This window comes from Njordella aestuarii (assembly GCF_056494165.1).
Genome location: NZ_CM151397.1, coordinates 6,351,000 through 6,376,199, shown reverse-complemented (window position 1 = coordinate 6,376,199; position 25,200 = coordinate 6,351,000). Strand labels below are relative to the sequence as shown.

Annotated in this window: 18 protein-coding genes; 12 read left to right on the top strand and 6 right to left on the bottom strand. The window is 51.1% G+C overall.

Annotation, left to right across the window (positions count from 1 at the left end; genetic code table 11):
• The first annotated feature begins 160 nt into the window (after positions 1-160).
• Positions 161-1,228, top strand: a complete 1,068-nt coding sequence (locus tag SH451x_RS24870) for an NAD-dependent epimerase/dehydratase family protein (RefSeq protein ID WP_479360000.1) — start codon at positions 161-163, stop codon at positions 1,226-1,228.
• A gap of 15 nt (positions 1,229-1,243) precedes the next feature.
• Here SH451x_RS24870 and SH451x_RS24865 read toward each other — a convergent pair whose 3' ends face one another.
• Positions 1,244-2,428: a hypothetical protein gene (locus SH451x_RS24865; RefSeq protein WP_479359999.1), complete on the bottom strand. Its 1,185-nt coding sequence runs from the start codon at positions 2,426-2,428 to the stop codon at positions 1,244-1,246.
• Between the two features lie 224 nt (positions 2,429-2,652).
• Here SH451x_RS24865 and SH451x_RS24860 point away from each other — a divergent pair, with 224 nt between their 5' ends.
• The 6 genes from SH451x_RS24860 (at position 2,653) to SH451x_RS24835 (ending at position 8,826) form a co-directional block, all read left to right on the top strand.
• Complete coding sequence (locus SH451x_RS24860) at positions 2,653-4,032, top strand: glycosyltransferase family 9 protein (protein WP_479359998.1); 1,380 nt, start codon at positions 2,653-2,655, stop codon at positions 4,030-4,032.
• A 179-nt stretch (positions 4,033-4,211) separates the two neighbouring features.
• On the top strand, positions 4,212-4,745 hold the full coding sequence (locus tag SH451x_RS24855; RefSeq protein ID WP_479359997.1) for a hypothetical protein: 534 nt from the start codon (positions 4,212-4,214) through the stop codon (positions 4,743-4,745).
• A gap of 185 nt (positions 4,746-4,930) precedes the next feature.
• The gene (locus SH451x_RS24850) at positions 4,931-6,388 is read left to right on the top strand and encodes a cryptochrome/photolyase family protein (protein ID WP_479359996.1); all 1,458 of its coding nucleotides are present in this window, start codon (positions 4,931-4,933) and stop codon (positions 6,386-6,388) included.
• 284 nt (positions 6,389-6,672) lie between these two features.
• A complete protein-coding gene (locus tag SH451x_RS24845; protein WP_479359995.1) occupies positions 6,673-7,131 on the top strand; it encodes a TadE/TadG family type IV pilus assembly protein in 459 nt (152 codons plus the stop codon).
• Between the two features lie 74 nt (positions 7,132-7,205).
• Positions 7,206-8,402 carry a vWA domain-containing protein gene (locus tag SH451x_RS24840; protein ID WP_479359994.1) on the top strand — a complete coding sequence of 399 codons (1,197 nt, stop codon included), beginning with the start codon at positions 7,206-7,208 and terminating at the stop codon, positions 8,400-8,402.
• Positions 8,403-8,424: 22 nt separating this feature from the next.
• Positions 8,425-8,826, top strand: coding sequence for a TadE/TadG family type IV pilus assembly protein (locus SH451x_RS24835; RefSeq protein ID WP_479359993.1), 402 nt, complete (start codon positions 8,425-8,427; stop codon positions 8,824-8,826).
• A 26-nt stretch (positions 8,827-8,852) separates the two neighbouring features.
• On the opposite strand, the gene SH451x_RS24830 is transcribed toward SH451x_RS24835, so the two are convergent.
• Positions 8,853-11,489 carry a hypothetical protein gene (locus SH451x_RS24830; protein ID WP_479359992.1) on the bottom strand — a complete coding sequence of 879 codons (2,637 nt, stop codon included), beginning with the start codon at positions 11,487-11,489 and terminating at the stop codon, positions 8,853-8,855.
• Between the two features lie 429 nt (positions 11,490-11,918).
• Here SH451x_RS24830 and SH451x_RS24825 point away from each other — a divergent pair, with 429 nt between their 5' ends.
• From SH451x_RS24825 to SH451x_RS24805, 5 genes are all read left to right on the top strand, one after another.
• Positions 11,919-12,758: a hypothetical protein gene (locus SH451x_RS24825; RefSeq protein WP_479359991.1), complete on the top strand. Its 840-nt coding sequence runs from the start codon at positions 11,919-11,921 to the stop codon at positions 12,756-12,758.
• A 24-nt stretch (positions 12,759-12,782) separates the two neighbouring features.
• On the top strand, positions 12,783-13,616 hold the full coding sequence (locus tag SH451x_RS24820; protein ID WP_479359989.1) for a formylmethanofuran dehydrogenase subunit C: 834 nt from the start codon (positions 12,783-12,785) through the stop codon (positions 13,614-13,616).
• Between the two features lie 339 nt (positions 13,617-13,955).
• Positions 13,956-17,174: a DEAD/DEAH box helicase gene (locus SH451x_RS24815; protein ID WP_479359987.1), complete on the top strand. Its 3,219-nt coding sequence runs from the start codon at positions 13,956-13,958 to the stop codon at positions 17,172-17,174.
• A gap of 79 nt (positions 17,175-17,253) precedes the next feature.
• Positions 17,254-18,291 carry an aldo/keto reductase gene (locus tag SH451x_RS24810; protein ID WP_479359986.1) on the top strand — a complete coding sequence of 346 codons (1,038 nt, stop codon included), beginning with the start codon at positions 17,254-17,256 and terminating at the stop codon, positions 18,289-18,291.
• 61 nt (positions 18,292-18,352) lie between these two features.
• On the top strand, positions 18,353-19,579 hold the full coding sequence (locus SH451x_RS24805; RefSeq protein WP_479359985.1) for a molybdopterin molybdotransferase MoeA: 1,227 nt from the start codon (positions 18,353-18,355) through the stop codon (positions 19,577-19,579).
• A 24-nt stretch (positions 19,580-19,603) separates the two neighbouring features.
• On the opposite strand, the gene SH451x_RS24800 is transcribed toward SH451x_RS24805, so the two are convergent.
• The 4 genes from SH451x_RS24800 to arfB form a co-directional block, all read right to left on the bottom strand.
• Complete coding sequence (locus tag SH451x_RS24800) at positions 19,604-20,338, bottom strand: UvrB/UvrC motif-containing protein (RefSeq protein ID WP_479359984.1); 735 nt, start codon at positions 20,336-20,338, stop codon at positions 19,604-19,606.
• A 405-nt stretch (positions 20,339-20,743) separates the two neighbouring features.
• Complete coding sequence (locus SH451x_RS24795; protein WP_479359982.1) at positions 20,744-23,608, bottom strand: PAS domain-containing protein; 2,865 nt, start codon at positions 23,606-23,608, stop codon at positions 20,744-20,746.
• 66 nt (positions 23,609-23,674) lie between these two features.
• Positions 23,675-24,595: a response regulator gene (locus tag SH451x_RS24790; RefSeq protein WP_479359981.1), complete on the bottom strand. Its 921-nt coding sequence runs from the start codon at positions 24,593-24,595 to the stop codon at positions 23,675-23,677.
• Between the two features lie 169 nt (positions 24,596-24,764).
• On the bottom strand, positions 24,765-25,190 hold the full coding sequence (arfB, locus tag SH451x_RS24785) for an alternative ribosome rescue aminoacyl-tRNA hydrolase ArfB (protein WP_479359980.1): 426 nt from the start codon (positions 25,188-25,190) through the stop codon (positions 24,765-24,767).
• Positions 25,191-25,200 lie beyond the last annotated feature (10 nt).

Here is a 25,200-nt window from a genome sequence, read left to right as displayed (position 1 = left end):
TTTGCGGCTTCTTTTTCGTCAAGAGTTTGGGCAAGCAACGGTAGCGAAGCGGCTGGCCGTGATTACATTGTTAGGGACAGTTGCCGACCTCGTTCCTCGATGTCGCCGTCGGGCAATCGATCGTGTCGTTTTAGAGTATTGTTGATTTAGGCAGATTTTGATGCGTGTTCTCGTTACTGGTTCAAGTGGCTTAATAGGTTCCGCTGCAGTTCGATACTACGACAAAGAAGGTGCGGATGTCGTTGGCGTTGATAACGATATGCGTAAAACCTTTTTTGGTCCTCAGGGAAGCACTCGATGGAACCTAGAACGATTGCTCGCGGACACCAAAAATTTTACGCATCAGGAGATCGACATTCGAAATCGAGAGCAGATTGAGGCGCTGTTTTCGAAAAATCGATTTGATCGCATCATTCACTGTGCGGCTCAGCCTTCGCATGACAAAGCCAAGGATATCCCGCTATTAGACTTTGATGTGAATGCCGGTGGTACCATCAATTTGCTAGAAGCGACGCGTCAACACAGTCCTGACGCGGTCTTCTGTCATATGAGCACCAATAAAGTCTATGGTGACGCACCGAACGAAGTGCCATTAATTGAGCTTGAGACGCGTTGGGAGTATGCGAACCCAAACGACTACCACGGTATCGACGAAACTTGTCGCATTGATCGTACGATGCATTCCCTGTTCGGTGCGTCGAAAACTGCGGCTGATGTGATCGCACAAGAATACGGTAAATACTTCGGCATGAAAGTTGGCGTGTTCCGTGGTGGGTGCTTGACCGGTGCGAGCCACTCGGGAGTTGAACTTCATGGCTTCTTGTCATATCTAGTGCATGTCGCGGTCTACGAAAAACCTTACACCATTTTCGGATATAAGGGCAAGCAAGTTCGCGATCAAATCGAAAACAACGACGTCATCGCTGCTTTCGAAGCGTTCGCCTCGAATCCTCGTCCGGGCGAAGTTTATAACATTGGTGGAGGTCGTGAAAACTCAGCTTCGGTGCTCGAGTGCATCAGCTTGATTGAGAAGTTGAGCCCCTATCGCGTCATCTACTCGCTGGGCGACCAGAATCGTATGGGTGACCATATTTGCTACATCAGCGATCTAAGAAAGCTGAAGAGCGATTATCCCGAGTGGAAGATTCGTATGCCTTTGGAAGACATACTGCAAGCGATGATCGAGATGGAAGTGTGGAAGAAGTCTCACGCGACCGCTCAAGTTTAATCCAATATCGTCGCGCTAGAATGAGCCACGACGCGACTGAATCTCGTCGAGTATTTCTTGCAGAGGATTGCTTGCATCGTTGCCAGCGGGTTTTTCGAGTTTGCTAGGCAACGGTCGGACGCCGCCTGGATTTCGCGCTTGCTGGGCCAATCGCATAACATCCATCTGGCCTTGGGCTGGCAGCAGGTCGCCTGGTGGGACTTGAAAGAAGCCCACGCTCTTGGGCTGATAATTCACGTCTTCAATAGGATTCGGGCTCGTGCCGGTTCGGTCGATCGCGATCGATTGCAGGAAGATTTCGAAGACGGAAATGTCGTAGAGCGGAACCGCAGGAATTTGATACGTCCGTTGTTGTTGATCCCAAATGCCGTTTGAAGAATAGTATTCGAACGATTCGACAATCGTGGAGCCTGCATCGCGATCAAAGGAGAATCGCTTGCTACTGCCGGCAGGGATCTGAATCTCTTCGGCCGCTTTGGGGTCTCGCAGGTCAGCGATAACGACCACCGCAGTTTGCCGAGTTGTGTTAACGAGGTCAATCTGAGCCGGCGGAAGTGGCTCGTTGGCGATCACTTGTTGAGAATTGGATCGCACGACTGGAGTAGGTAAGACTTGTGCCGGTCGGTCAAACCACCATTGCTGGGTCGGCAAAAATGCAATTGGTTCTAAATAAATCGAATTCTGCGCAAACGTCGCGCAGTAACCTGGGTATTGCAGGCTCTCGAGCAAATAATGATTTGGATACCCAGGAAAGGGTTGAAACCGCCAGAGATGATTTAGCGATTGTTGGTACTGTTGGTAGAGACCAATCTGCAACGGCTGCTGCAAACCTACTGCTCCTAAAGCGTACGCATTACCGTTCATATACCAATCGATATGAGCCAGCGAGTTGCCAATGGGCGATACGTACCACGCCGATTGGGGATCAAGTCGGTCGGCCTTATCGGCCCATTGGATCCCTACCGGATTTCCGGCCGTCGCCCTTCTGTTGGAGCCGATTGAAGGCAGAACGATCTGGCCTCGATCATGTTGGACTCCCATGCGAACGTGCGTGGGTTTTTTGGAAAGCTGTTGTTGCCGTTGTCCTGCTGTCGCCCTTGCATTGGGGGAAGTGCGATCGAACTGCGCGTTCAAGTTTGCTGGCTGTAGGAGTGATCCAACCAAAATACACAACGTCCATATTCGCAGTTGATTGCACATAAGATAACAGCCTAATCTATGGAAAAGCGAGATTCGTTCTTGGAGCTGTGATTTCAACAAGGACATGAAAACGATATTGTATGCGATAGATTCGCACAAAGGCAAACAGTTAAACAAAAGGAAGTCGTTAACTGTCAGCCGAAGTAAGTACGCGCTTAAGCAGCGAGAGATCACAAGTAGGCCCTCGGCTGACGGTGAAACGTAAATGAATGCAAGGATACACAATGGTTGACAACGTCGAGCAAGCGTTGCTGAAGATCTGGCACGAACACCAGCGTGGAAAGCCAGCCTGGGCTGCCCAACAATACAAAACCATTCTCGACCAGCATCCTCGCAACGCGAACGGCTGGTGCTATTTGGGAATCGCGTTGCATGATCTCAAACAGTACGCCAAAGCTGTGGTCGCCTATAAAAATGCAATTGCGATCCAACCGGAATTCCCGATTGTGTGGAACAATCTCGCCAATTCACTACGGTATGTTTTTGCATTTGAGGAAGCTGAACAAGCCTTCGAAAAGGCTTTAGAGCAAAACCCTACATATGCGAATGCATATAAAAACCGAGCAGCCCTTCGCGCAACAAATGGCCAGATCGAAGCTGCCTTGCAGGATTATCGCCATGCTTCCGAATTGCAAGCGGATGACCCGGAGCTGCACCGAAATCTGGGCGTGCTGCTGCTCCTGCTGGGAGATTTTAAAGCTGGATGGATGGAGTACCGCTACCGCTGGCAATGCAAAGATGCTTCAAACGAGGTTTTCAGTGCGCCAAAATGGAAAGGAGAGTCGTTAGCAGGTAAAACCATTCTTCTTTATTCAGAGCAGGGGCTGGGCGATACAATCCATTTCATTCGATATGCAGATGTCGTCAAAAGTCTTGGCGCTCGCGTTTTGTTCAAAGGACAAAACGAACTCTCCGTCTTGTTAGGCAAGTACCCAGGCATCGACCACTGGCATGATAACTTTTGGCCTGTGAATGAAGCCTACGATTTCCATTGCTCGTTGCTAGACTGTGCGGATGTTTTGAATACGGATCTCGAAACAATACCCGCTCGGGACCACTACTTGAAACCTGTTCCATATTTGGTGAAGTACTGGAGCGAGTATTTGACGAAACGTTCACAGGGGCGTCTGCGTATCGGGATCGCGTGGCAGGGGAACGCAAATCACCAAGCCGATCAGTTCCGTTCGGTTCCTCTCGATACATTTAGACCGCTACTGAGTATGGAGGGGATTGACTTTTATTCGCTGCAGCAAGGGCCAGCGACTGCTCAGATCGTGCAAGGCGGATTGGCCAATAAACTTCATCAATTTCCAGAAGGCACCGACAGTTCGAGCGGTGCATTCGTTGACACAGCAGCCATCATGAGCCAGCTCGACCTTGTTATCACAACCGACACATCAATCGCACATCTTGCAGGTGCGCTTGGGTGTAACGTGTGGGTGCTGCTGAATGTTATGCCAGATTGGCGGTGGTTGCTTGGTCGCCGCGATTCGCCCTGGTATCCTTCCATGACACTCTATCGACAGTCTAGGCAAGGTGACTGGAAACCGGTCGTTGCTGCGGTCGTTGATGATGTAAGTCGCCTGCGTGACAAAGTAACGTAAAACACTAAATTTGCAAACGCGGACATTCGTATCAAGCGGTAGTCCGCTGGCTTTCTTTCAGCCAATTATTTGATCCGCTCTGAATTGCAACCGAATGGCACTAGCTTTGCGTTTACTAACCCTTAACTAGCGAAGCTGAAAGCAAGCTTCTGAATGCGTTTTTAGCAAAGGGTAGAATGATGTCAAAGAATGAACGAAACGTCCGAAGCGACGACGAGCTACGCGATGATCTAGATCGAAACGAAGATCCAATTACAGGTGAACCAGGCGCTCATCCCGTCGGTGTAGGCGTCGGCACAGCGTTAGGCGGTGCCGCGGCTGGTGCAGCCGCTGGTATGGTAGCTGGCCCAGTCGGCACAGTTGCGGGAGCCGTCGTGGGCGGCCTGGCTGGTGCAATGGCCGGCAAGGCCGTCGCCGAGAACATCGATCCGACTGTGGAAAACGAGTACTGGCGCGACAACTACCATAAGCGGCCATACTACCAAGAAGACCGCGATTATGACACAGTGGCACCTGCTTATAGGTACGGCTGGGAGTCGCGCGCGAAGCATCCAAACGGAAATTACGATGAACTCAGGCCCCAGTTGGAAGCGGATTGGGAGTCCTATCGTGAAAGTTCTCCGTTGGACTGGAAAGACGCTGAACCTGCGACGAGAGACGCTTGGGAACGTGTGCAACCCGACATGCCTGCCAGTCGGCGACAACCGAAGTAGGCTCGCCAAACTTTCAGGCCCGTAGGGTCGCAGGCAATAGGTAAGCTCTTCATAAAGCGACGCTATTCGGCCGTAACCAAAATAAATCGCCCGCTTGTTGATTGACAAGAACGGGCGATTTTCGTGGGTACTTGCCAGAATGCTAAAGTGGTCCGTCTTTCGTTCGATGCTTTGACGGTCATGCAATGCACGCGGCACTGGTATATCCACATCAACTTTACTACGACAATCAGGCAGTCACCTCCGCTGACATTGTAGTTCTGGTTGAAGACCCCCTATTCTTCTCGCATTACGCATTCCATAGGCAAAAACTGGTTCTGCATCGCGCATCAATGAAAGCGTATGCGAATATGCTGCGACGGACTCATAAAGTTCATTACGTAGATGCAGGTCGCCTAAGCGTTTCGAGCGACATTACAAAAACGCTGCATGAGCTTGAGATTAGCTCCGTTGTCGCTCTTGACGTGAATGATGATTGGTTACAGCAACGGATCGAAAAAGGTCTGACGCAAGCCTCTATAACAATTGGCTGGATCGAGGACGATCACTACTTGACTAGTGACGCGGAAATCTCAAAGTTTGCTGGTGGTAAATCTAGTTTGTACTTTACCAACTTCTATATCGCGCAGCGAAAACGGTTGGAAGTTCTACTCGACGGCAAAGATATGCCCGTGGGCGGCAAGTGGAGTTTTGATGGCGAAAACCGAAAGAAGCTGCCCAAGGACTTACAACCGCCGAAGCTTACATGGCTTCCCGAACACGAGACTGTTGCTGAAGCAAAACAATATGTGGCGGAGAATTTCCCTCAAGCTCTTGGTAGCGCAGATTCCTTCGGTTATCCGGTCGATCGTAACGCGGCTCTAGTTTGGTTGCAAGACTTTGTAGCACAGCGGCTTGTTATGTTTGGCGACTATGAAGACGCGATCTCGACAAAGGAGGAGACGCTTTATCATTCAGTGCTCACGCCTTGTCTGAATATTGGCCTAGTTACCCCGAAGGATATACTTGAGGCTGTTGAGCCCTATAAGGAAAGTGTGCCACTAAATTCGTACGAAGGTTTTATCCGCCAAATCATCGGGTGGCGTGAATATATGCGGGCGGTCTATCGCTTATATGGCCGTCAACAACGAACGACGAACTTCTGGCGGTTTGACCGCAAGCTTCCAGCGTCATTCTACGATGGCTCGACGGGGATCGTACCTTTCGACAATACAATACATCGCGTTTTGAAAACTGGATATTGTCACCACATCGAACGGTTGATGGTGCTAGGGAATTTCATGTTGCTTTGCCGAATTGACCCTGACGAAGTGTACCGATGGTTCATGGAGTTGTTCATTGATGCTTACGATTGGGTGATGGTGCCCAATGTATACGCGATGAGTCAGTATGCGGACGGCGGCAAAATCACCACCAAGCCCTATATTAGCGGCTCGGCTTACATCCGAAAAATGAGCGATTACCCGCGTGGAGATTGGTGCGATGTGTGGGATGCTCTCTACTGGTGCTTTATTGACGATCATCAAGATTTCCTCGCATCTAATCCACGCATGAAGCTGATGACCAGTCAGCTTTCGAAGATGGGAAGCAAGCTTGATGACCACCGCCGAGCAGGGCAGGAATTTCTGAGCACTCTTGACTAGTAAATTCAATTCTTGACGAGAAGGATTCCATAATCCCGCGGTGCACTTCCTATCTCGTATTCTGGTTATCGTATGGCTTGGTAGAGGAGGCAAGGCGACACATGCATTCAAGAGATGCCGTCAGTAAAATCGGCATAATCGTCGCTCTTAGACTGTTTGACGTGTAAGCCAAACGATCAAAAAGAAAAAAGCTCAAATCGGTTCGCTTCTTTTTATTGGCATGCTGTGGATTTATGACCTAGGTTCCCTAAAGAGGTTTATTTCCTGCCCATCACATTGAAGCAATGGCATCCATACTTTCCACTCTCAGATCGGTCTACCAAGCGTGCCGGAATTTCCGCTGTAACAAGCGGTATGTTTCAGGCAGTCGGTTGGGAACCGCCGCTGTCGAGACAGCGATCGTGCTGCCCATTGCAGTAATGGTTGTGTTTGGGGCGATCGAGCTTGCGGACGGCGTATTCTTAAAGCAATCGTTGTCTGTGGCTGCGTACGAAGGTGCCAGAGCTGCAACAAGAACAGGCGGAACCAGTGAGGAAGCCATTCAACGTATTCAAGACGTTTTGGCCAATAAGGGGATCGAAAACGGTTCGATATCCATTACCCCACAAGTTCAGGGAACGACTCCTCGTGGGACCAAAGTGTACGTGAAGGTCTCCGCTCCTGCGTCGGACAAATCAGTGAACCCAGTCAAAATATTCCTAAACCGGGTCTTTGAACAAACAGTGGTTATGGTGCGACTATGAAAGAACAATCCTTGAATCAGCCTAGTCGAAACAGTCGTTTGCCGCATCATATTTTAGTGAGAAAAGGTGTTTCTATGGTGACATCCGTGAGAACAGCGAAAGCGCTTGTAACAGAATATAGACGCGGTGCAGCAGCTATATTGCTGCTTGCCATGATTGGTGTTTTCATGGTTACAGCTGGAGTTACTGTCGACTACGCCTACATTCAACTAGTCCGTACCGAATTGCGAGCTGCAACGGATGCTTCGGCAAAAGCCGGAGCTGAAGCTCTTTCCCGTACGGAAGATGCAGATGAAGCGATTGCAGCCGCTATTGCTTGTGCTGCGGAAAACAAGGTCGGTAACAAGAGTTTTTCACTTTCCGCAGAAGACGTCATACTTGGGCGCTCGGTTGCGGGAGCCAACGGCAGATGGCAATTCGAAGAAGGGGCGACGCCTTTTAACTCTTTACGAGTAAACGCGCGTGCGTCTGAGGTTGGATTGTTCTTTGGCAAGCTGCTTGGCAAAGACACGTTCGCGGCTGAATACAAATCAGTGGCTGGGCAACAAGAGGTTGATGTTTGCATCTGCCTTGACCGCTCCGGTTCAATGCTCTTCGATATGTCGGGTACCGACTATGTATATCCTCCCAATAATCCCCGTCTTAGTAACTTCACTGCCTGGGGCGTAACATGGCGTAACCATTTATCTCCGCCACATCCGACCGCAAGCCGTTGGGCCGTACTAGCTCGCGCGATCGACGATTTTTATGATGAGGTGGGCGCATTTAACCCAGCACCGTATACATCTTTAGTAACCTGGGGGTCGGATTACACAATGCCGATCGCTCCCGCAACCTTTTTTCCAGCTTCGCGAGTCGACGTTGCATTACCACCGACGAGCAACTTCGTTGCTCAACGTCAGGTCGTGACGAACGCCATCAGTAACATGGGGAAACACCCGATGATGGGCGGAACAAACTTGTCGTCGGGTTTAGACCGTGCAGTCCAAGTGTTGACAGGTCCGCAATCACGATCATTGACCAACAAAGTTGTCGTCTTATTTACCGACGGTGCATGGAACGATGGACGTTTGCCGAGGCTTGCAGCGATTGATGCTCGAAACGCGGGTGTTGTAGTACACACCGTATCGATGCTGACAGCAGAGCAACCAGATTTGGTAGAGATTTCTCAGATCACAGGCGGGATGTCCTTCTCCACCCAAAACGAAGTTGAACTGCGAGCTGCTTTTCGAGATATCGCGCAGAGTTTGCAAGTCGTCATGATCGAGTAGTTGGATTTTCAACGAGATAGCTATGTCCGAACACAAGAAGTTACTGAAAACAAATCGAAGTGGGATTACGGCGGTCGAATTTGCCGTTGTAGTTCCCGTCATATTGATTTTGTTCTTTGGCGCAATTGAAATTACAAGACTGAACTTTTTGCGGCACACAGCGTCAAACGCTGCTTATGAGGCAGCAAGGGCGTGCATTGTTCCCGGCGGAGCGCAAGCGGACGGTGTAAACGAAGCTATGCGTTTGCTCAACGCTACGGGAGCTTACCACGATGCGAACGTCGACGTTGATTTATCGACTGCCGCAGTAAAAGTGACGATCACGATACCCGTCTCAAAGAATTCTTGGGGGCTTGGTATCTTTACCAAAGACCTCAATATCGTCCAACGATTCCAACTACAACGGGAAATCCCACAAGGGTAGTTGCATTCAACAGAATGCTGTCTGCCTTATCGGATCAATTGCTTGTAATCGTCCTGTTTCTTTTGCAGGATGGCCACATGGGCACTGGTTGCCGGGCTTACGGCCAATGCTAGCCACCCCTCGCGTGCAACAACTTGAGATATCGACAAGCCCTCAAAGCGAGGGTCAGCGGCCAGCTTGTGATCAATTAGATTGATCTTGGAGTGGGAGGCAAAAATTCGGCCGAAGATTGCTCTTAAAGGTAAGCGATCTCGCATGCCAAGTCGTTCTCCGTCAACACTTATAGCACCCGTGCGCACCAAATCTGCACTCAGCCCGTCCGCATGGCATTCGTAGCTCACACGAATGATAAAGTTGTTGAGGTCTATTCTTCCTGGTTCGTTCAGCTTGGCAATTCGAAGCGTCAGCCAAACCGTATCGTCTGCGAATTCGACGGCAATCGGATTGTCATCTTCGAATCGCAGTACCGCGTTTTCAGGAAGGTCCTCACGATCAAAGACGAGTTCGAGATTTAGTCTGCGGGAGAGTTCATCCACTAACTCGGGAAGTGCCCAGTCGCGATTGCCAAGCTTCAATTGGTTGCACGCATTGTTGAATGCCGATTGATGAATTTGAACGCTGAAGTGTGAATCGCTAGGAGCCTGCGGGCGAGGCGTGTGGGCGGCTAACGCATCATGGGATGCAATGCGGTAGCGTCCAATCAAGCGAGTGTCTGTTGTTTGCAGATCAACGACTTCGGAATCCAGTCCGATAAACTGGAGCGGGGCGGTCCAGCGATCTTGCATCTGAGTCCTGGCTATCTGCAGTTTCTCTTCTAGTTGGCTGTCGAACTCTCGATCGGTCTCTTTGGCTACCATGTTCGAGGTGATGTGCCTTGCTAGTGGTCTTTGGCTTGCTACTTCGCGATCGACGAAATAACGCACGAGGTCAGCAACAATTGGAATCCCATCAAAATCGGTTTCAACTCCTCGAACTCGATCTGTAGAATCCACCGTTGCTTGCGAAGAGTTTACTGAAATGGTCTCTGGCGTAATCGTGATCTCACGATCCGATGCGACGCGCATCTGAGAGGTATTATGTACAACGGCGGGCCCTTTCTCGCTTGCTGTGCGACTTGATACATCAGCCAGCAGATTGAGTTTTACGTGCCATGCGTTTGGGTTGGGTACAAGTTTTAACTCAAGTTTGGACGATACGGAGCTTCCACCAGTTGTGTCAGCACCTAGAATTCGCTGGCGCACTGGTCGGACTGTCGTGCTGCTGTTTGGTAGAAGCCGATTCATCAGTTCTGCAGAAACGGCAAACCGGATGTTCGCATTGCGGTAGTAAACATTGATAGCTTGTGCAAGTGCGATCTGATTTGCATCGCTAGAGTATCGCAACGATTCCATCGCCATAACAATTGTCTGTGAACAACGATGCAATGGCTCGTCTTCCAGCATTTCAAAATCGTGTAAAAGAGTGCTGTAGTCGATTGGCGTAATCGCCAGTGGCTGAACATAGTTTGCCATCGCACGTACGGATGTGCTATCAAGGAAGTATCGTTGAGCCGAAGTCACTCCACTCCAACTAACGCGATCTAGAAAGCGACGGACTGCTAGAATGTCTTCTGTTGTAAGGACATCGTCTTTCGCAACTTCTGCCAAACGGTCGAGTTGTAGGTAATTGTTCCAACCTGCAACATCACCAGTCGACTTGGAATCGATTTCGATTTGAGCAATCATACGCAGAAGTTCATCCGCCGAGAAATCGACTTTGCTGTTGCTCACGAGTTGAGCTTGGTCTGCTTGCAGGCATGCATAGACGCCATTCCACAGTTGTGCGCGACGTTTCATTGAGTATGCGGTACGAGCAACGAGTTCACCAATTTGCGAGTCATTGGCAGCCGTACTGTTGTGTAACATACTGTCGGCGAGTTCGCTGATTTGTACGATAGCGTTCTTGACCGAGTCATTGGCTCCAGTAGCATTTTCGATATAGCGAAGTTGCTGGCGAGTCTGATCGATCCAATTTTGATACGCTCCCGCATCGAACGTCAGCTTCGAATTTCCATCGCTCGACATCTGAGCGGCTGCGACAGTTGTCTGCAAATCTTGTTGTAAAAGTGTCTCAAGCGTACGCAGTTGTTCAGAAAGTTTTCGTGGTGTTGGCCAGATTCTGGAAGGGCCACGAAAATTTGCCGAGCTCGTGCGTTGAGGCAGGCTGGGTACGGAGGCCGAAGGTGATGGACGTTTTCGTATTCGCGCTGCTGCGGTCTGAAACTCCGACGGCATGCTGACCAGCAATTCCGACTTTGAAGGGCTACGCTTTTCGTTTTGAGCAAGCCATTCCTCTTGCGAGGTTTCCAATTGCGGGGCCATTAGTGAAACCGTGGCCGTCGGTTCAACGAACTTAGCTAAGCTCGTTCCAGGGCGGGACTTGTATTCAGACCAAGCGGAATCTTTCGGCAGAAGCGCGACGTCAACGATGTCGGGAAAGGCGTTCGCACTCGAGCTGTCGGGCGCTAAAGATCGCGATGAAGCTGTAAATGATCGTCCCGAGTCGGAATTTATTCCGTTCAGATTCGACATCTGTCGCTGCGCGAACCAAAAAAAGACCGACAGGGAAACTGCAACAAAAATTGTGCAGACCCAGCCTCGTACACTTACTGTACCTTTTGCCATCCTGTGTACCTTTGTCGAACCTAGCGAAATCATTTCCCCAGGCTCGCTCGGAGCGAGAATCTTGGACAAGGTTGAAATTGTAAGTACAAATTGCCAACTGCTCCGTTTGGACAATTGGAAAATGCACTGACACTCCCTTGCTTTTTTCGACCGATCGACAAGAGATGCTGAAACTGGAGCTTGTCAAATTTTGCTAGTTGACGACTATTCACTACGAGAAGTCAGTCCAGCCGTTCTATTTTACCACCCGCCGCCGTTGCAAGTTCATGAGACGGCGCCAATCCAGAGCGGAAGAGGTTGGCCACCGATAAAATAGTTTCTCAATTTTGTTGTCTACTCAGCTCAGCCCCTTGTACACTGAATTGAGGATCTAGCTGGCTTAAAGTGAGCTCCCTAGATTAATGAATAAGAGTTTTAAAAGTACCAACGATGAAATTTCGAATCGCTTGCACTTGCGGTAAACAGCTCGATGTCAGCTCCGAGAATGCTGGCCGGAAAGGGCGTTGTCCAGCTTGCCGAACCGAGTTTATTGTCCCGACACCGCCGGGTGTTGTGAGTGCTGTGGCTGCAAAGTCGACAAGTGTGGCTGGCGCTCCGCTGCAAAAGTCGCGGCCTACCCCGCCGCCTGACCCTTGGGCTGACCTGCGAACGGTGAAGCCTAGCTATCAGCCAAATCAGAGCGCCGCTTGGCAGTCGTCTAGTTACGGTCGTTCGTCAAGCTCCAGCGGCGCCGCAATGGTTGTTGCGGTGGTTGCTAGCATTGTTGTTGCGTTTTTGGGGGTGGTAGTTATTGGCGGCATTTACTTGGTCCCCAAGGTTCTAGACGGGGTCAGTGTATCGACTTCGAGCGAGCCGAGCACCAACGTCGCGGATTTGATGACATCGGAAAGCCCTCAGAAAGGGGTGGCCGCCGAAATGGTTGCTGTTGAGCCTGTTGTTCCGTCCGGCAGTACTTCTTCTGTCTTTTCCCCATATGGTAATGATAGTGACTATCGCGCGAGCCAGCAAAAGAACAATACGCCGCCAGAGGCTTATGGAACAAGTGCTTACGGTGATGACTATGCCGCTCAAAGTGCTAAGTCGTCGGCTTTGCAGAAGGAAGCCTATCAATCTCCGTATGGTGATGAATATTCTGCTCAACAGACAACGCCATCTAGCTCGCAGCGCGAACAACGCAGTTCGCCATACGGGGAAGGTTACCGTGACAATCCCAATTCAATTCCTGCTGGCATCAATCCTTACGGCAGCGGCACCTATCGGCCTTACTGAACACCGAGAGCGGTAACTTGTTACATGGGTGAAATCGACTGCGGCCTCCGGTTGGTGGAGATTGCTGGTGTTGCGACGTTGCGGTTTGACGCTTCGTCGCTCCTTCCGGCAACTTTGGCTGCCATGAGTATTGCGCAAATCGAGTCGATTCGCATGCCAAATGGGTATTTGCTTGGAGAGCTATTCTCGGTTGAAGGCAAGCCATCGAATGATGTGCGGATCGAGTGTCGTAGAATCACGCTCGACAACCTGGGGGCTGGCATGACTGTCGGTACCATCCAATTGGTTGGCGACGCCGGGCACAACCTCGGGCTTGGAATGGCCGGTGGCAGCATTCACGTCATGGGTAAAGCGGGCGATGCTGCAGGGGCGGGCATGAAGCGTGGGCGGATTCGTATTGAGAAGCATGCTGGGGATCGTTTAGGTGCCGTTTCGCCTGTTTCCGGACGCGGGATGCGCGGCGGAGAGCTGATCGTTGGTGGGGATGCGGGCGACGACGTTGGAGAACGGATGCGACGCGGCGTCATCTATGTGGCGGGTGCGGCTTGCGAACGCGGAGCGACGCGGATGGTGGCTGGTACCATCGTCGTTCGCGGTGGAATTGGAGCGGGCTGGGCAAGGCAAATGCGGCGCGGTTCGATCATCCTGGCACGCGATAGCGAAGAAACGTGGGGAGCGACGCTTTCAAAGCCTTACGAATTCGAATTAAGTTTCCTTCCGTTGCTCTGGAACTTTTTGCGTTCTTGCGTCGATCCGCATTTTCCAGTTCCGACCGCCCGTTGGGCTCAGCGGCGAGTTGGCGACCTTGAATGCGGTGGAATGGGAGAGGTTCTTACCTTAGCAAGACAAAGTCAATGATGGACATGGTGCCAAAGTTCGCTTGCTAATGTTTTATTGGCCGTCTTGAAGTGATGCAAAACGATTTGCCGCTTAACTTAGATGCAGTTTAGTCTTGCAAAGAGACGGTAGAACTGACCAAACTGGTAATCTTTGCCAAATCGCGGCGAGCTCATGGAGGCAGATCGCGTTGGCAATATGTGGTCGTAAGAGCACGGAGCATCGGGTATGTCGCGGAGTTCGGTTTTGGAAGCAAGAAGCATTGTTGATGAGCATAAAATCGTTCATGTTATCGAACTCATTTCCAAAGCCCTGAAAAACGTAAGACCACAACAGTTGTTGTTGGCTCGGCACTGTCGTATGCAAAACGATCCACTCTTGCTGGAGTCGATCGATGCTATCAATCTGCATTTCGAATATGTGGGCTCGGATGATCTAGCCGCTGCTCGGGCTGACGTCGGCGAGGTTATTCTGACGATCCCCAAAAAGCTGCTGAATACCCCGGCGGTGGCATTGTCGAATTCGATGGGTGACGGTTTCTCACCCATTCAATCTACATGCGAGTGTGATAACAAGGATCCATGCCTGCATGTAGTGGCGGCGCTTGAGGATCTTCGTAAAAAACTGACACTCCGTTCGCATGCCGAAGCAGCCGAGTGGTTCAATCATCGCAGCAGCGATGGTAGCGATATCGGGAAATCACTGTTTGAGTCTTTGCAATCGAACTGGTCGGAAACCATTCCTACCGATGGCGAAGAAGACCTGTCGATGCGTCTTCAATGGCGGCTTTCTGGTTTTTTCCAGGAGCCTAAGTCGCGGTACAGCAACAGAACGGTGCCGAGTATTACTTGTTACATGCAAAGCGAGAAAAAGCGCGGTGGTTGGACAAAGGGACGGGAGCTCAAAAACATTCTGGAAACGGCTCCGGCCACTGCTTATCAGCACCCCCACGATCGCATGATCGCAACGATGGTAGAGATGTCCCATCGTAGTTATGCCGAAGACTACGCGCGATTGCTGCGAGAAATTCTTTGGCTGCTTCCGGGGCATCCTAGTGTTGCCGCAGAAACCATGGGTGAATATGAGCCCGTCAATATCGTCATCGAAGATGTGACGTTAAGTATGGAAGAAGACGGCGAAATGTATCGGCCGCGTTTCCGCGTCGCCGACTTTGACCTCGATTGTTCCAGCGACCGAATTACCTTGTACGAGCTTGGTCGGGGACGCCATCTCGTAATTCTCGCTGATCGATCTCGGCGCACTTTAATTACCAGTGAAATTGATCCAGGGATCTATTCGCTGATGTCGTCGATGGCGATGACTCGATCGCGTTTTGCACGATTTGATCACGAGACTGCCGAGCGTTTTGCGGATCTCGTGGCACTGCAATCCAAACAACGTAGCGTCAAAGTAGAATTGCCGCAGTCGTTAGCAGGTCCGGAGCAGCAGCTTGTTCCCGCGATTGAACTTCACTTGGTTCCTCGACAGCCGGCAGGGCTGGTTGTAATGTTGCGAGTTGCGTGTCAAGCAGTCGATGATGCGCCGGTTCCAGGGGTTGAGCCCGAGCGATTGCGGGTTGCTACCGCGGCGGGGCGATTCCAGTTGTTGCGAGATCTTTCCGAAGAAGCTCGACTAGGCGACGAGTGGGCAGAGACGCTGGGCCTGCAAAACCTGTTTTACGATGGTCCTTACACATGGTTGGCCGAAACCGACGACGCTGCGCTTGAATTGATCTCTCGTGTTCAAGACATGGGAGAAGCTGCCCTGACCGTGTGCTGGCCAAAGTCCCAACAAATGCGACTTGTTGGCGAACTTATGCCACGCAAGTTGCAAGTTCGATTGAGTTCGCAACGCGATTGGTTTGGTCTAGAAGGCGTTGCCGAAATCGAAGGAATTCAGATTCCGCTCGCGGAACTATTAGCTGCACTGCGTCAAGGACGTCGCTTCATTCCGCTAGGAAACAGTCAGTTTGCCGCCATTTCAGATCAATTGCGACAAAGACTTCGTGTGATAGCCGACGTTTCGCAAAACGAATCCGGGCCTATCAAAATCGGCCGTGCCGCAGTGTCAATCGTTCAAGAAGCCCTTGGAGATGACATCGACGTTGTCAGCGATTTGAAGTGGCAAGAGGCCCTGCTAAAAATGGCCGAAGCACAGTCGTTAGATCCAGAAGTGCCAGCCGAACTGAACGCCAATTTGCGAGACTATCAAAAGGCAGGCTTTCAGTGGCTTAGTCGCCTGTCGCACTGGCAAATGGGTGGCGTGCTGGCCGACGACATGGGCTTAGGCAAAACGGTGCAGGCATTGGGCGTTCTGTTGGAGCGTGGCGGTGATGGCCCTGCCTTGATCGTTGCACCAACCAGCGTTGGTGGAAACTGGGTGCGTGAAACGGAACGTTTCGCGCCGACCTTAAAGGCAAAACTGTATCGCGAACATGACCGCCAACAGCTAATCGAAGCCGCTGGTCCTCGCGATCTAGTGATTGTTAGTTACCAACTGTTGCAGCGTGATGTCGAGATGTTCGCATCGCGACCCTGGCACACACTCGTGCTCGACGAAGCTCAATTCATCAAGAACTATCAAACGAAGACGTCTCAAGCAGTGCGTCGTCTCGAGACCGGCTGGCAGTTAGCTCTTTCTGGTACGCCGCTTGAAAATCATCTGGGTGAACTTTGGTCGCTGATGCGAGTCATCTGCCCGGGACTCTTGGGGTCGTGGGAAAGATTCCGAAAGCATTTTGCAGAACCAATCGAACGAGATCGTGACCGGGAACGACTGCAGGGGCTAAGTCGCCTTGTGCGTCCATTTATATTGCGGCGAACCAAACGCGAAGTTTTACAAGAGTTGCCGCCACGCAACGAAATCGTGCAGTATGCGGAACTGAGCGAAGAGGAACGCAAGCGATACGATGCTGCTCGCATGGCTGCGTTGAGCGACCTGACGCAATCTGGATCTGGCGAATCGGATCAACAAAAGAGAATTCGTGTGCTCGCATGGCTCACCAAGCTACGTCAACTCTCATGCCATCCGCGATTGGTTGATTCGCGTTGGACTGGGACGTCGGCCAAAATGGAAATGCTGATGGAGATTGTCGACGAACTACGCGAAGGCGAGCATCGCGCGCTCGTCTTCAGCCAGTTCGTTCAGCACCTGACACTTGTCCGCCAAGCCCTTGATCGTGCAAATATTCCATACCAGTATCTGGACGGCGGTACTCCGGCGAATAAGCGACAAGATGCGATCGATGCGTTTCAGGCTGGCCAAGGGGATCTATTCTTGATTTCGTTGAAAGCTGGTGGTACGGGTTTGAATCTAACGGCTGCGGATTACGTGATTCACATGGATCCATGGTGGAATCCTGCAGTGGAAGATCAAGCCACCGACCGCGCGCATCGGATTGGACAAGAGCGAAGCGTCACCGTTTACCGCTTGGTGGCGAAAGATACAATCGAAGAGCAGATTCTTGCCTTACACGAAGAAAAACGCGAGCTGATCTCCGGCGTTTTGGATGGTGCCGATCGAGCCGGCAAGATGTCCAGCGATGACCTTATCAATTTGATCCGCGTCGGAAATCTCTAAGTCGAGAATCGTCTGGCGCAGCTGACTACGATGAAGAGAGCGACCGAGCAGCAACGACTGCATCGGTGAAGGGGGGGCGATGGAAAGAAGAAGATTAGGTCGCAGCGGTCTATATGTAAGCTGCGTGTGCATGGGCACCATGTCCTTCGGCTCGCAATGCGACGAAGCGGCTTCGAATCGCATCATGGATCTAGCCTATGATGAAGGGATCGATTTTTACGACACCGCCGAGATCTACCCGGTGCCTCCAGATGCGAGATCAGTGGGTCTGACCGAGCAAATCGTTGGGAAATGGCTGAAAACCAAACCCCGCGAGTCTCTCATCATCGCTACGAAGATCACAGGCCCAGGGCATGGTTGGTTCACACCTCCAGTTCGATTCGGAAAAACGTGCCTGGACCGAAAGCAAATTGTCAATTCAGTCGAAAGTTCACTGCGTCGACTGGGAACTGACTATGTCGATCTCTATCAAACGCATTGGCCCGATCATGGCTTGCCATACGAGGAAGTTTTAGGGGCGTTCGATGATTTGATTCAGCAAGGCAAAGTGCGAATAATCGGCTGTAGCAATGAGACCAGCTGGGGGTTGATGAAAAGTCTTTGGGCTGCAGAAAAACACCACACACCACGCTACCAAAGTGTGCAAAACAACTTTTCATTAATCAATCGTCGCTGCGAAAGCGAGCTTGCACAAGTCTGTCGCGAAGAAGGTGTCTCGCTCTTGCCCTATTCTCCGTTGGGTGGTGGTGTCCTAACCGGGAAGTATAACGAATCGCCACCGGCAGGGGCCAGATTCACAGACTATCTCAAAGGAAGCGGCGAACGACAACGGCGGATGGCTCAACGCTTTGTCAACGCAAGAACGCTTGAAGTGGCTAAGCGTGTAAGTAACATAGCCCGTGATCTCAATATGACGTCGGCCGCCCTTGCTTTGGCATGGAGCAAGCAGCACGATTTTGTGGCATCGACCATTGTCGGGGCAACTAGTGTCGAACAGTTGAAAGAATCTCTGGCTGGAAGCGATGTTCTGCTCAGCCAGGAAACGCTCAAACGTTTGGATGACATCGATTTTGATATTCCCAACGCGATGCACGAAGATGGCTTGCGACGTTTGTAACTCCAGAATGGATACTGCTTGCGAATTTTAATATCCGTTCTTGAAGTGTGGAGTTGTGCAGATGAGCGTCGGAAATGGAGAGGCTAGCAACGGCTGTCCGCTTGCTTTCGCAATGAGCGAACTGGCGCAACAGATCGCGAAGATAGGCGCGGAATATGTTCCGATCAATTCGATTGCTGGACGAGTACTTGCTGCAAACCTCGTCGCAGATCGGGACAGTCCCGCATGTGACGTCTCGGCGATGGACGGCTATGCAATCCTCCGCGAAAGTTGGCGCACAGGCGTCGCCTTACAAGTTGCCGGCGAATGTGTGGCCGGACAACCCGCAATTGCGCTTGGGGATGGGCAAGCTGCCAAGATCTTCACCGGCGCACCAATCCCCTTTAATGCGGATACCGTCGTGCAGCGCGAACTTGCCAAAGAAGATGCGGCTGGGCATGTCACTTTCGACCTCGCTGACAGTGAACTTGTCAGAGGCCGTAGTGTCCGTCGGCAGGGCGAAAATGTTCGCGCTGGCGAAATTGTTTTGAAATCAGGCTCGCTGCTGACTCCAACGGCCATGGCGATCGCCGCGACATTTGCTCCGGCGCAAGTGAGCGTTCGCCAAACGCTGGCGGTTTCCGTCATCAATACTGGCAGTGAGTTAGTCGAACCGGGAATGCCGGCGGAAGCTTGGCAAATTCGTGACAGCAACGGTCTCGTAATTGAAAGTTTACTGAAACGTTTGAGCTTCGTGGACGCGATTTCGCGAAGATCGGTTCCCGATGATCCGCTGGTGATCCGAGGGGCCATAGCAGACGCATTGGAGCACAGCCAAGTTATCTTGCTGTCAGGCGGTGTATCGGTAGGCGATTACGATCACGTCCCGGCGATTCTTCGCGAGTTAGGCGTTCGCACTATTTTTCACAGGCTTCCCATTCGACCGGGAAAACCGGTGTTCGGCGGAGTTGGACCTGAGGGGCAACTCATTTGCGGGCTGCCTGGCAATCCTGTAAGCGTTGCGGTGACGGCGCGACGTATTGCATTGCCGCTCATGAAGATTATGGCTGGTATGAATGACAGCGTCCTCGAAGGGGAGCCTGTCGCAATCAAGGCAATTGACGACGGTCAGAAATTGCCGTTGGTGTGGTTCAGACTTATTCGACGCGCGCCCGAGGGTACGATTGAACTGGTGACAAACCAAGGCTCGGGCGATCTCGTTAGCTTGGGAATTAGCGATGGGTTTATTGAATCAAACCCATTTGACGAGCAACCTTCCCACACTTCAAAGCTATACTTGTGGGGCTAGGCTGCTGCCCAATATATGGTCGCTTCAATTATCCGTTTTTCGCGCTAGCTCGTCTCGCAGTCTCGCTGCAAGTTCATACTGTTCCGATTTGACCGCATTGGCAAGTTGGTCATGAAGACTCGGCTCGGCACTGTACTCAGACTGAAGCTTTTCAGCCAGTTCTTGCAAGCGTAGGACCATTTCGTCGTCTTCAAACGCCTCAATTGCGTCATGCTCTTCAAACACCGCACGAATCGCTTGCAGACCTAGGTTTATCTCTTCAACGGCGAATTCCGGTTGATCTTCGTCGATCAAAGCAAGAGCGGCGGCCTGCGTCCGATGAAACAAAACGAATGGGCGATACTGCTCGTGGGTCATCGTCCATTCATCATCGGCAGAATGGTCACGGCAAAGATCCATCAAGGCAAGCGTATGGTCTGCATCCTGCACAGCGCGTTGATAATGCTGCAGTCTTAACCAAGATATGCGTCGGTGATAAAACTGGACAAACTCGCGATCTGCTTCAAAGCATTGCTCTTCAGTCATCTCAAAGCTCTCGTCTTCGCGTTCAGCGTCGATCAATAAGCTGAGGTAATCTGCAAAGCCTTCAGGGCGGTGCCCGTCGGGGCGGCCTTGCGTTTCCATTTGAAGGACTCCAAGATCGACACGCATTTGGATTACGTCGCGACCGTCTTGCCCTTTGACCAGTCGAACACCGAGTGTCTGCGGGTGAAATTCCCAGCTGCCCAGCAGGTCGTCTAAATGTTTGTTTTGTTTCATGTCGCCCAAACTCTTATGTGCTCGATTCAACATGCAATCTTTTGAGAGAGAAAAGGTAAGGGAAGCGATTATATCGTAGACCCGAGATATCGCTATCAAAAGTATATATTACAAATTCTGCAAATACAGAATGTTTTCAACGTCGGCGAACGGCCCTCAAATGCAAAATGCACTGCGGAAGTGACGAAACGTTAAGACAATCTTTGCGGTTCATCGCCAGAAAACCAGAGGGGCGGGCCATTTCTCTGCAAAAAGATGCGAAAACGTATCAGAAATCCATAAAAACGAGAGGTGATCCGCAAATCGACAGTTTGGTATCTTTCGGACAGCTGGAATCAACCGACGTCCTCGCAGTCGTCATGGAGGTCGCCCTCGCCGATCTTCAGAGCGTTATTGGAGGGATTTTCAGGCCGACGATTCCTCGAGCCAGACGCGGATTGCCGATTTGACTTCGTTGGCAGCCAAACAAAGGGTCTCGAATGTGGTCACAGCTGCTTGAAGATTCCCCTGTCGGCTCAATTCCTCGATTTCGCCTGCGGTTGTCGCCAATTTTTTAGCTTCGAAGAGCAGAGCAGCGCTCTTAAGAGAGTGGGAAGCCCGCGTGACGAGTTCGATATCGTTGAATTCAAAGCCCGTCGAAAGCTGCGCGACACGTTGTTCCGTTTCGCTCGCTAAAGTCTCCAGAAGCGCACGCAATTGCTGTGGCTTGCACCTTAATCTATGCAAAGGGGCCGTCGGGTTAAGCGGCAGACCTGAAGGCTTGGGAAAATCGGTCCCGTCGACTAACGTCGAAAGGGGAGGCGAACCGGTGCCGACATTCTCGTTCACTTGAAGGCTCCCATGCGGCTGCGAATCAACGTCTGAGGTTTCAGCGTCCTGTAAAGGCGCAGGCTCAACCTGCTCGGGCAAACTCGCATGAGCCGAAGTCTCGCCTCTAATAATTTGTTCCAACAGTTCATTTAGTTGCTCGACGATAATCGGCTTGTCAAGATAGAAATCCATGCCGGCATTTAAGCATCGCTCCCGATCCCCTTTCATCGCGGCTGCCGTGAGCGCGACAATCGGAATATGTGATGTCGAACGTGCAAGCTCACTCTCGCGTATCTTCTGCGTCGCGGCAATTCCATCCATAATCGGCATTTGCAGGTCCATCAGGATCACATCGAAACTATGCGTCCTCCACGCATCGACGGCGGCTTGTCCGTCCTCGACGGTTACAACGTTATGCCCGGCTCGCTCTAGCAATCCAACTGCGACGGCTTGATTTACGGCGCCGTCCTCTGCCAGCAATATTTGAAGTGTTTTGGAATGGCGATGACGTTCCCTTTGTTCCTTCTGGAGTGGACCATCGTTGTCACTCAAGAGATTTCCGATGGCGTTTAATAGTTCTGACTGAAGAGCGGGTTTACTTAGCACGGCGAACTTTGAATGGATCTGACTCGTGTCGGCTGGTACCAATCCCGACGTATAGATGAGAATTGGCGGAAGTGAAGGGCCTGCGATCTGCTCGAGTTGTTGCACCAGCCGGAAGCCATCGACCACAGGCATCATATGATCGACGATTATCAAGTCAAAACGCTTTCGATTCTCTAGACGATTTTCATACTGCACAATCGCTTGTTTAGGCGATTGGACGCTGGTGACGGAAAATCCTACTTTGCTAAGGGTTTCGCGTAAGATTACGCGATTGGTTTGATTGTCATCTACAACTAGGACCGATTTACCCTCGTAATCATGGTGGTGATGTGCATCGATTTTCACATCGTCCGTAGTTCCAAATTGGGCTGTGAAATGAAATGTTGTGCCTTCACCGTACTTGCTTTCAGCCCAAATTTTTCCTTTCATCATCTCCACAAGCTGCGAGGAAATAGCCAGTCCCAGGCCAGTACCTCCGTACTTGCGTGTCGTGGAAGCATCCGCTTGTGAGAAGGCCTCAAAAACAGATTTAAGTTGACTTGGTGTGATGCCGATTCCTGTATCGCGAATCGCAAAGTGTATTGTTACCTCACTCGTTGTCGGCGGGCCGCTTGCATATTGGGCGTTGATGACAACTTCGCCACGTTCAGTAAACTTGATCGCATTGCCTACTAAGTTAACTAGGACTTGCTGCAATCGCCCGCAGTCGCATAACAAATAGTCGGGTATCTTGGGATCAATCCGCACCGCCAGTTCGAGATTCTTCTGTGCTGCGCGAAGCCCCAAACCTTTCATTGCGGAATCGATACAGGCGCGAATGTCCGTTGGAAGCAATTCCAGATCCAGTTTTCCCGCTTCGATCTTTGAAAAATCTAAGATGTCGTTCAGAATTCGCAGCAACGAATGCGCGGATTGCTGGACCATCTTCACGTATCCGCGTTGCTGCGAATCAAGTGAAGTGTCGGCTAGCAGTTCCGCCATTCCCATAATTCCGTTCATCGGCGTTCGAATCTCGTGACTCATGTTTGCAAGGAATTCGCTCTTGGCACGATTTGCTCGATTTGCACTCTCGGTCGCGGCCTCTAGCGCATCCTGAATCTTCTTGATTTCAGTGATATCGCGCGATACACCAAATGTTCCAACCACTTGTTGTTGGTCGTCCAGCAGGGGAAGTTTGGTTGTCGAGCACCACGTGTCTTCACGGTTAGGCCATGTCTCCCTTTCAATCTTGCTGATCATCGGCTCACGAGTTTCCATGATTCGCTGCTCGTCAGCCAAAGCACGTTGTGCGTGAACCTCTGTAAAGATATCAGCGTCGGTTTTGCCAACGACGCTGTCAGGGTCTCCGAAGCAAAACTTTTCCGCCATGGACCGACTGATTCGGACAAAGCGACTCTGTCGGTCTTTGAAATAGATTGAATCAGGGATATTGTCCAGGAGCGCATGTAACAAGGCGCGTTCGTAATTAAGCTCGTTCTGCGTCTTTTTCTTCTCGGTGGCATCGAAAAACAGAAGAACTACACCCAACAGTTCGTTGTCACGACTTTTCCACGGCGCTTTGAAGATTTCCACCCAACTGATTTGCTGGTCTGGCTTGAGATGTTCCTCCATTCGATGAATGGTTTCACCCGTTTGCATCACGTGTGTGTCGTCTTTTCTATACCCGTCCGCAAGCTCCTGCGGGAATAAGTCATAATCCGATTTGCCCACGATTTCGGACAAGCTTCTCTTGTGCAGCGAGAGGTACTGCGAATTGGCGTAGACGCGACGACCTTGCGCGTCTTTGAGAAGCACGCAGAATGGTAGATCGTTGATTAGCGATTCAAACGAAACAGAATGCAGAGACGGACTCATGTCGAACTGCTCCTTCCTTCGTAGCTGCACACCATCGTAGCTGCACGGTGCCGGCGTTACTAAATTCTAGTCTTGATTCGACGGTTGAGTTCGGCAGCGTTTGATCATGGTGATTTGATTGCCTGCGGGATTAAACTTCACATCGTCCATCATCGCTTGAATCAGCACTAATCCTCTTCCGATGGAATCTTCCATTGATCGAGGATCTCCTTTGATAGGCACGTTGCTGACGTCGAACCCCGGCCCGCCATCGGTAATGATGACTCGAATGAAATCTTTGGTTAAGAGAACATCGTAGCGAATCTTTCGATCTTTGAATGGCTCCTTACTCAGTCGTTCGGCTACCAGTGGCGAGACAGCTATGCCCCCTTCGTCGAAATCCTGCTCATCGCACCACTGGTCATGAGCCAGTTCAAGATTGCCTCGATAAAGAGCATTACACAAACCTTCTCTGATGGCAGTACTCAAACGATGAAGTTCGGTTCCGTCCAGAAGCTCCATGCCGGCGGCAATCTGAATCGGCAAATCGACGGCTGAGGCGATGAAAGATGGATCGCTCGGAAGTTCCAAGATAAAGTGATTCTGAATAGTCGAATCGATCAATTGGGCGTAGGTTCGATCGGTACGCAATACGCCGAGAACGTCTTCCACTGTCTTTAGAAGCAGTGTCTCAAGAAGTGACTTTGGTACGTACGCGGCAGCACCACATTGCAACGCTTCGGCCGCAAGCTGTTCGGAACCTCGAGCAGTGACAAGAACACTTGGAATATGCGGAAAGTCGAGCCGCATTCGTTCAACCAATTGCAAGCCGTTCATCTGTGGCATTTCGAGGTCCGTAACGACCAACTCACACGGACTATTCGCTAAACATTCGATTGCGCATTGCCCGTCTTCTGCACAGAAAACTTCGTGACCGGCAGATTCGAGCAAGATCCGCATCTGCATGGCCTGCGTAGCGCTGTCTTCAACCAAAAGAATATTGGGCATGGTGGGATCCCTTGATGCAGTGGTTTTGATATTCGCATAGATTCTGCGCAACGCGATTTCAGTTGCTGCAATCTATGGTAGCAGATCCTATTCAGCGAGAGTTGCGGAGCTTGAAATTGTCACACAATTATTGTCAGACGTCATTTGAGCTAATTCGTCGACGATCGAGCTAGTCCCACTGCTGCCGTTGCCGCGATTCCTTCTTTTCACCTGTTCGGAGCTTTGCATCCAGCCGCCGTTCCTTACTTCCACGACTTGGTTTGGTCGCAATACGCGGTTTCGGCTTTTCGTACGCTTGCAGAAGCAAAATGCGAAATCGTTGAATTGCATTCTGCAGGTTGCGTTCGGCACTGCGAGTTTCCTGCGAAGCAATCTGAATCTGATCGTTCTTCGTCAACCGCTGTCCCGCCAACCGCCGCAGCTTGGCTACCACAGATGGAGCTCCAATCAGCTCGCAGTCAATTGTCCAAGTCAGAACGATTTTCGTCGCGACTTTATTGACGTTCTGCCCCCCCGGGCCGCTACTGCGGACTTGTTGGATATCCAGTTGACTGGCTGGAATAGTTAGGCGTTCATTGATACGAAGGTCTTTCATCGAATCCACA

Coding starts and splice junctions, on each gene's coding strand:
- SH451x_RS24870 (WP_479360000.1), top strand. CDS start 161: ATGCGTGTTCTCGTTACTGGTTCAAGTGGCTTAATAGGTTCCGCTGCA.
- SH451x_RS24865 (WP_479359999.1), bottom strand. CDS start 2,428: ATGTGCAATCAACTGCGAATATGGACGTTGTGTATTTTGGTTGGATCA.
- SH451x_RS24860 (WP_479359998.1), top strand. CDS start 2,653: ATGGTTGACAACGTCGAGCAAGCGTTGCTGAAGATCTGGCACGAACAC.
- SH451x_RS24855 (WP_479359997.1), top strand. CDS start 4,212: ATGTCAAAGAATGAACGAAACGTCCGAAGCGACGACGAGCTACGCGAT.
- SH451x_RS24850 (WP_479359996.1), top strand. CDS start 4,931: ATGCACGCGGCACTGGTATATCCACATCAACTTTACTACGACAATCAG.
- SH451x_RS24845 (WP_479359995.1), top strand. CDS start 6,673: ATGGCATCCATACTTTCCACTCTCAGATCGGTCTACCAAGCGTGCCGG.
- SH451x_RS24840 (WP_479359994.1), top strand. CDS start 7,206: ATGGTGACATCCGTGAGAACAGCGAAAGCGCTTGTAACAGAATATAGA.
- SH451x_RS24835 (WP_479359993.1), top strand. CDS start 8,425: ATGTCCGAACACAAGAAGTTACTGAAAACAAATCGAAGTGGGATTACG.
- SH451x_RS24830 (WP_479359992.1), bottom strand. CDS start 11,489: ATGGCAAAAGGTACAGTAAGTGTACGAGGCTGGGTCTGCACAATTTTT.
- SH451x_RS24825 (WP_479359991.1), top strand. CDS start 11,919: ATGAAATTTCGAATCGCTTGCACTTGCGGTAAACAGCTCGATGTCAGC.
- SH451x_RS24820 (WP_479359989.1), top strand. CDS start 12,783: ATGGGTGAAATCGACTGCGGCCTCCGGTTGGTGGAGATTGCTGGTGTT.
- SH451x_RS24815 (WP_479359987.1), top strand. CDS start 13,956: ATGCAAAACGATCCACTCTTGCTGGAGTCGATCGATGCTATCAATCTG.
- SH451x_RS24810 (WP_479359986.1), top strand. CDS start 17,254: ATGGAAAGAAGAAGATTAGGTCGCAGCGGTCTATATGTAAGCTGCGTG.
- SH451x_RS24805 (WP_479359985.1), top strand. CDS start 18,353: ATGAGCGTCGGAAATGGAGAGGCTAGCAACGGCTGTCCGCTTGCTTTC.
- SH451x_RS24800 (WP_479359984.1), bottom strand. CDS start 20,338: ATGAAACAAAACAAACATTTAGACGACCTGCTGGGCAGCTGGGAATTT.
- SH451x_RS24795 (WP_479359982.1), bottom strand. CDS start 23,608: ATGAGTCCGTCTCTGCATTCTGTTTCGTTTGAATCGCTAATCAACGAT.
- SH451x_RS24790 (WP_479359981.1), bottom strand. CDS start 24,595: ATGCCCAATATTCTTTTGGTTGAAGACAGCGCTACGCAGGCCATGCAG.
- arfB (WP_479359980.1), bottom strand. CDS start 25,190: ATGAAAGACCTTCGTATCAATGAACGCCTAACTATTCCAGCCAGTCAA.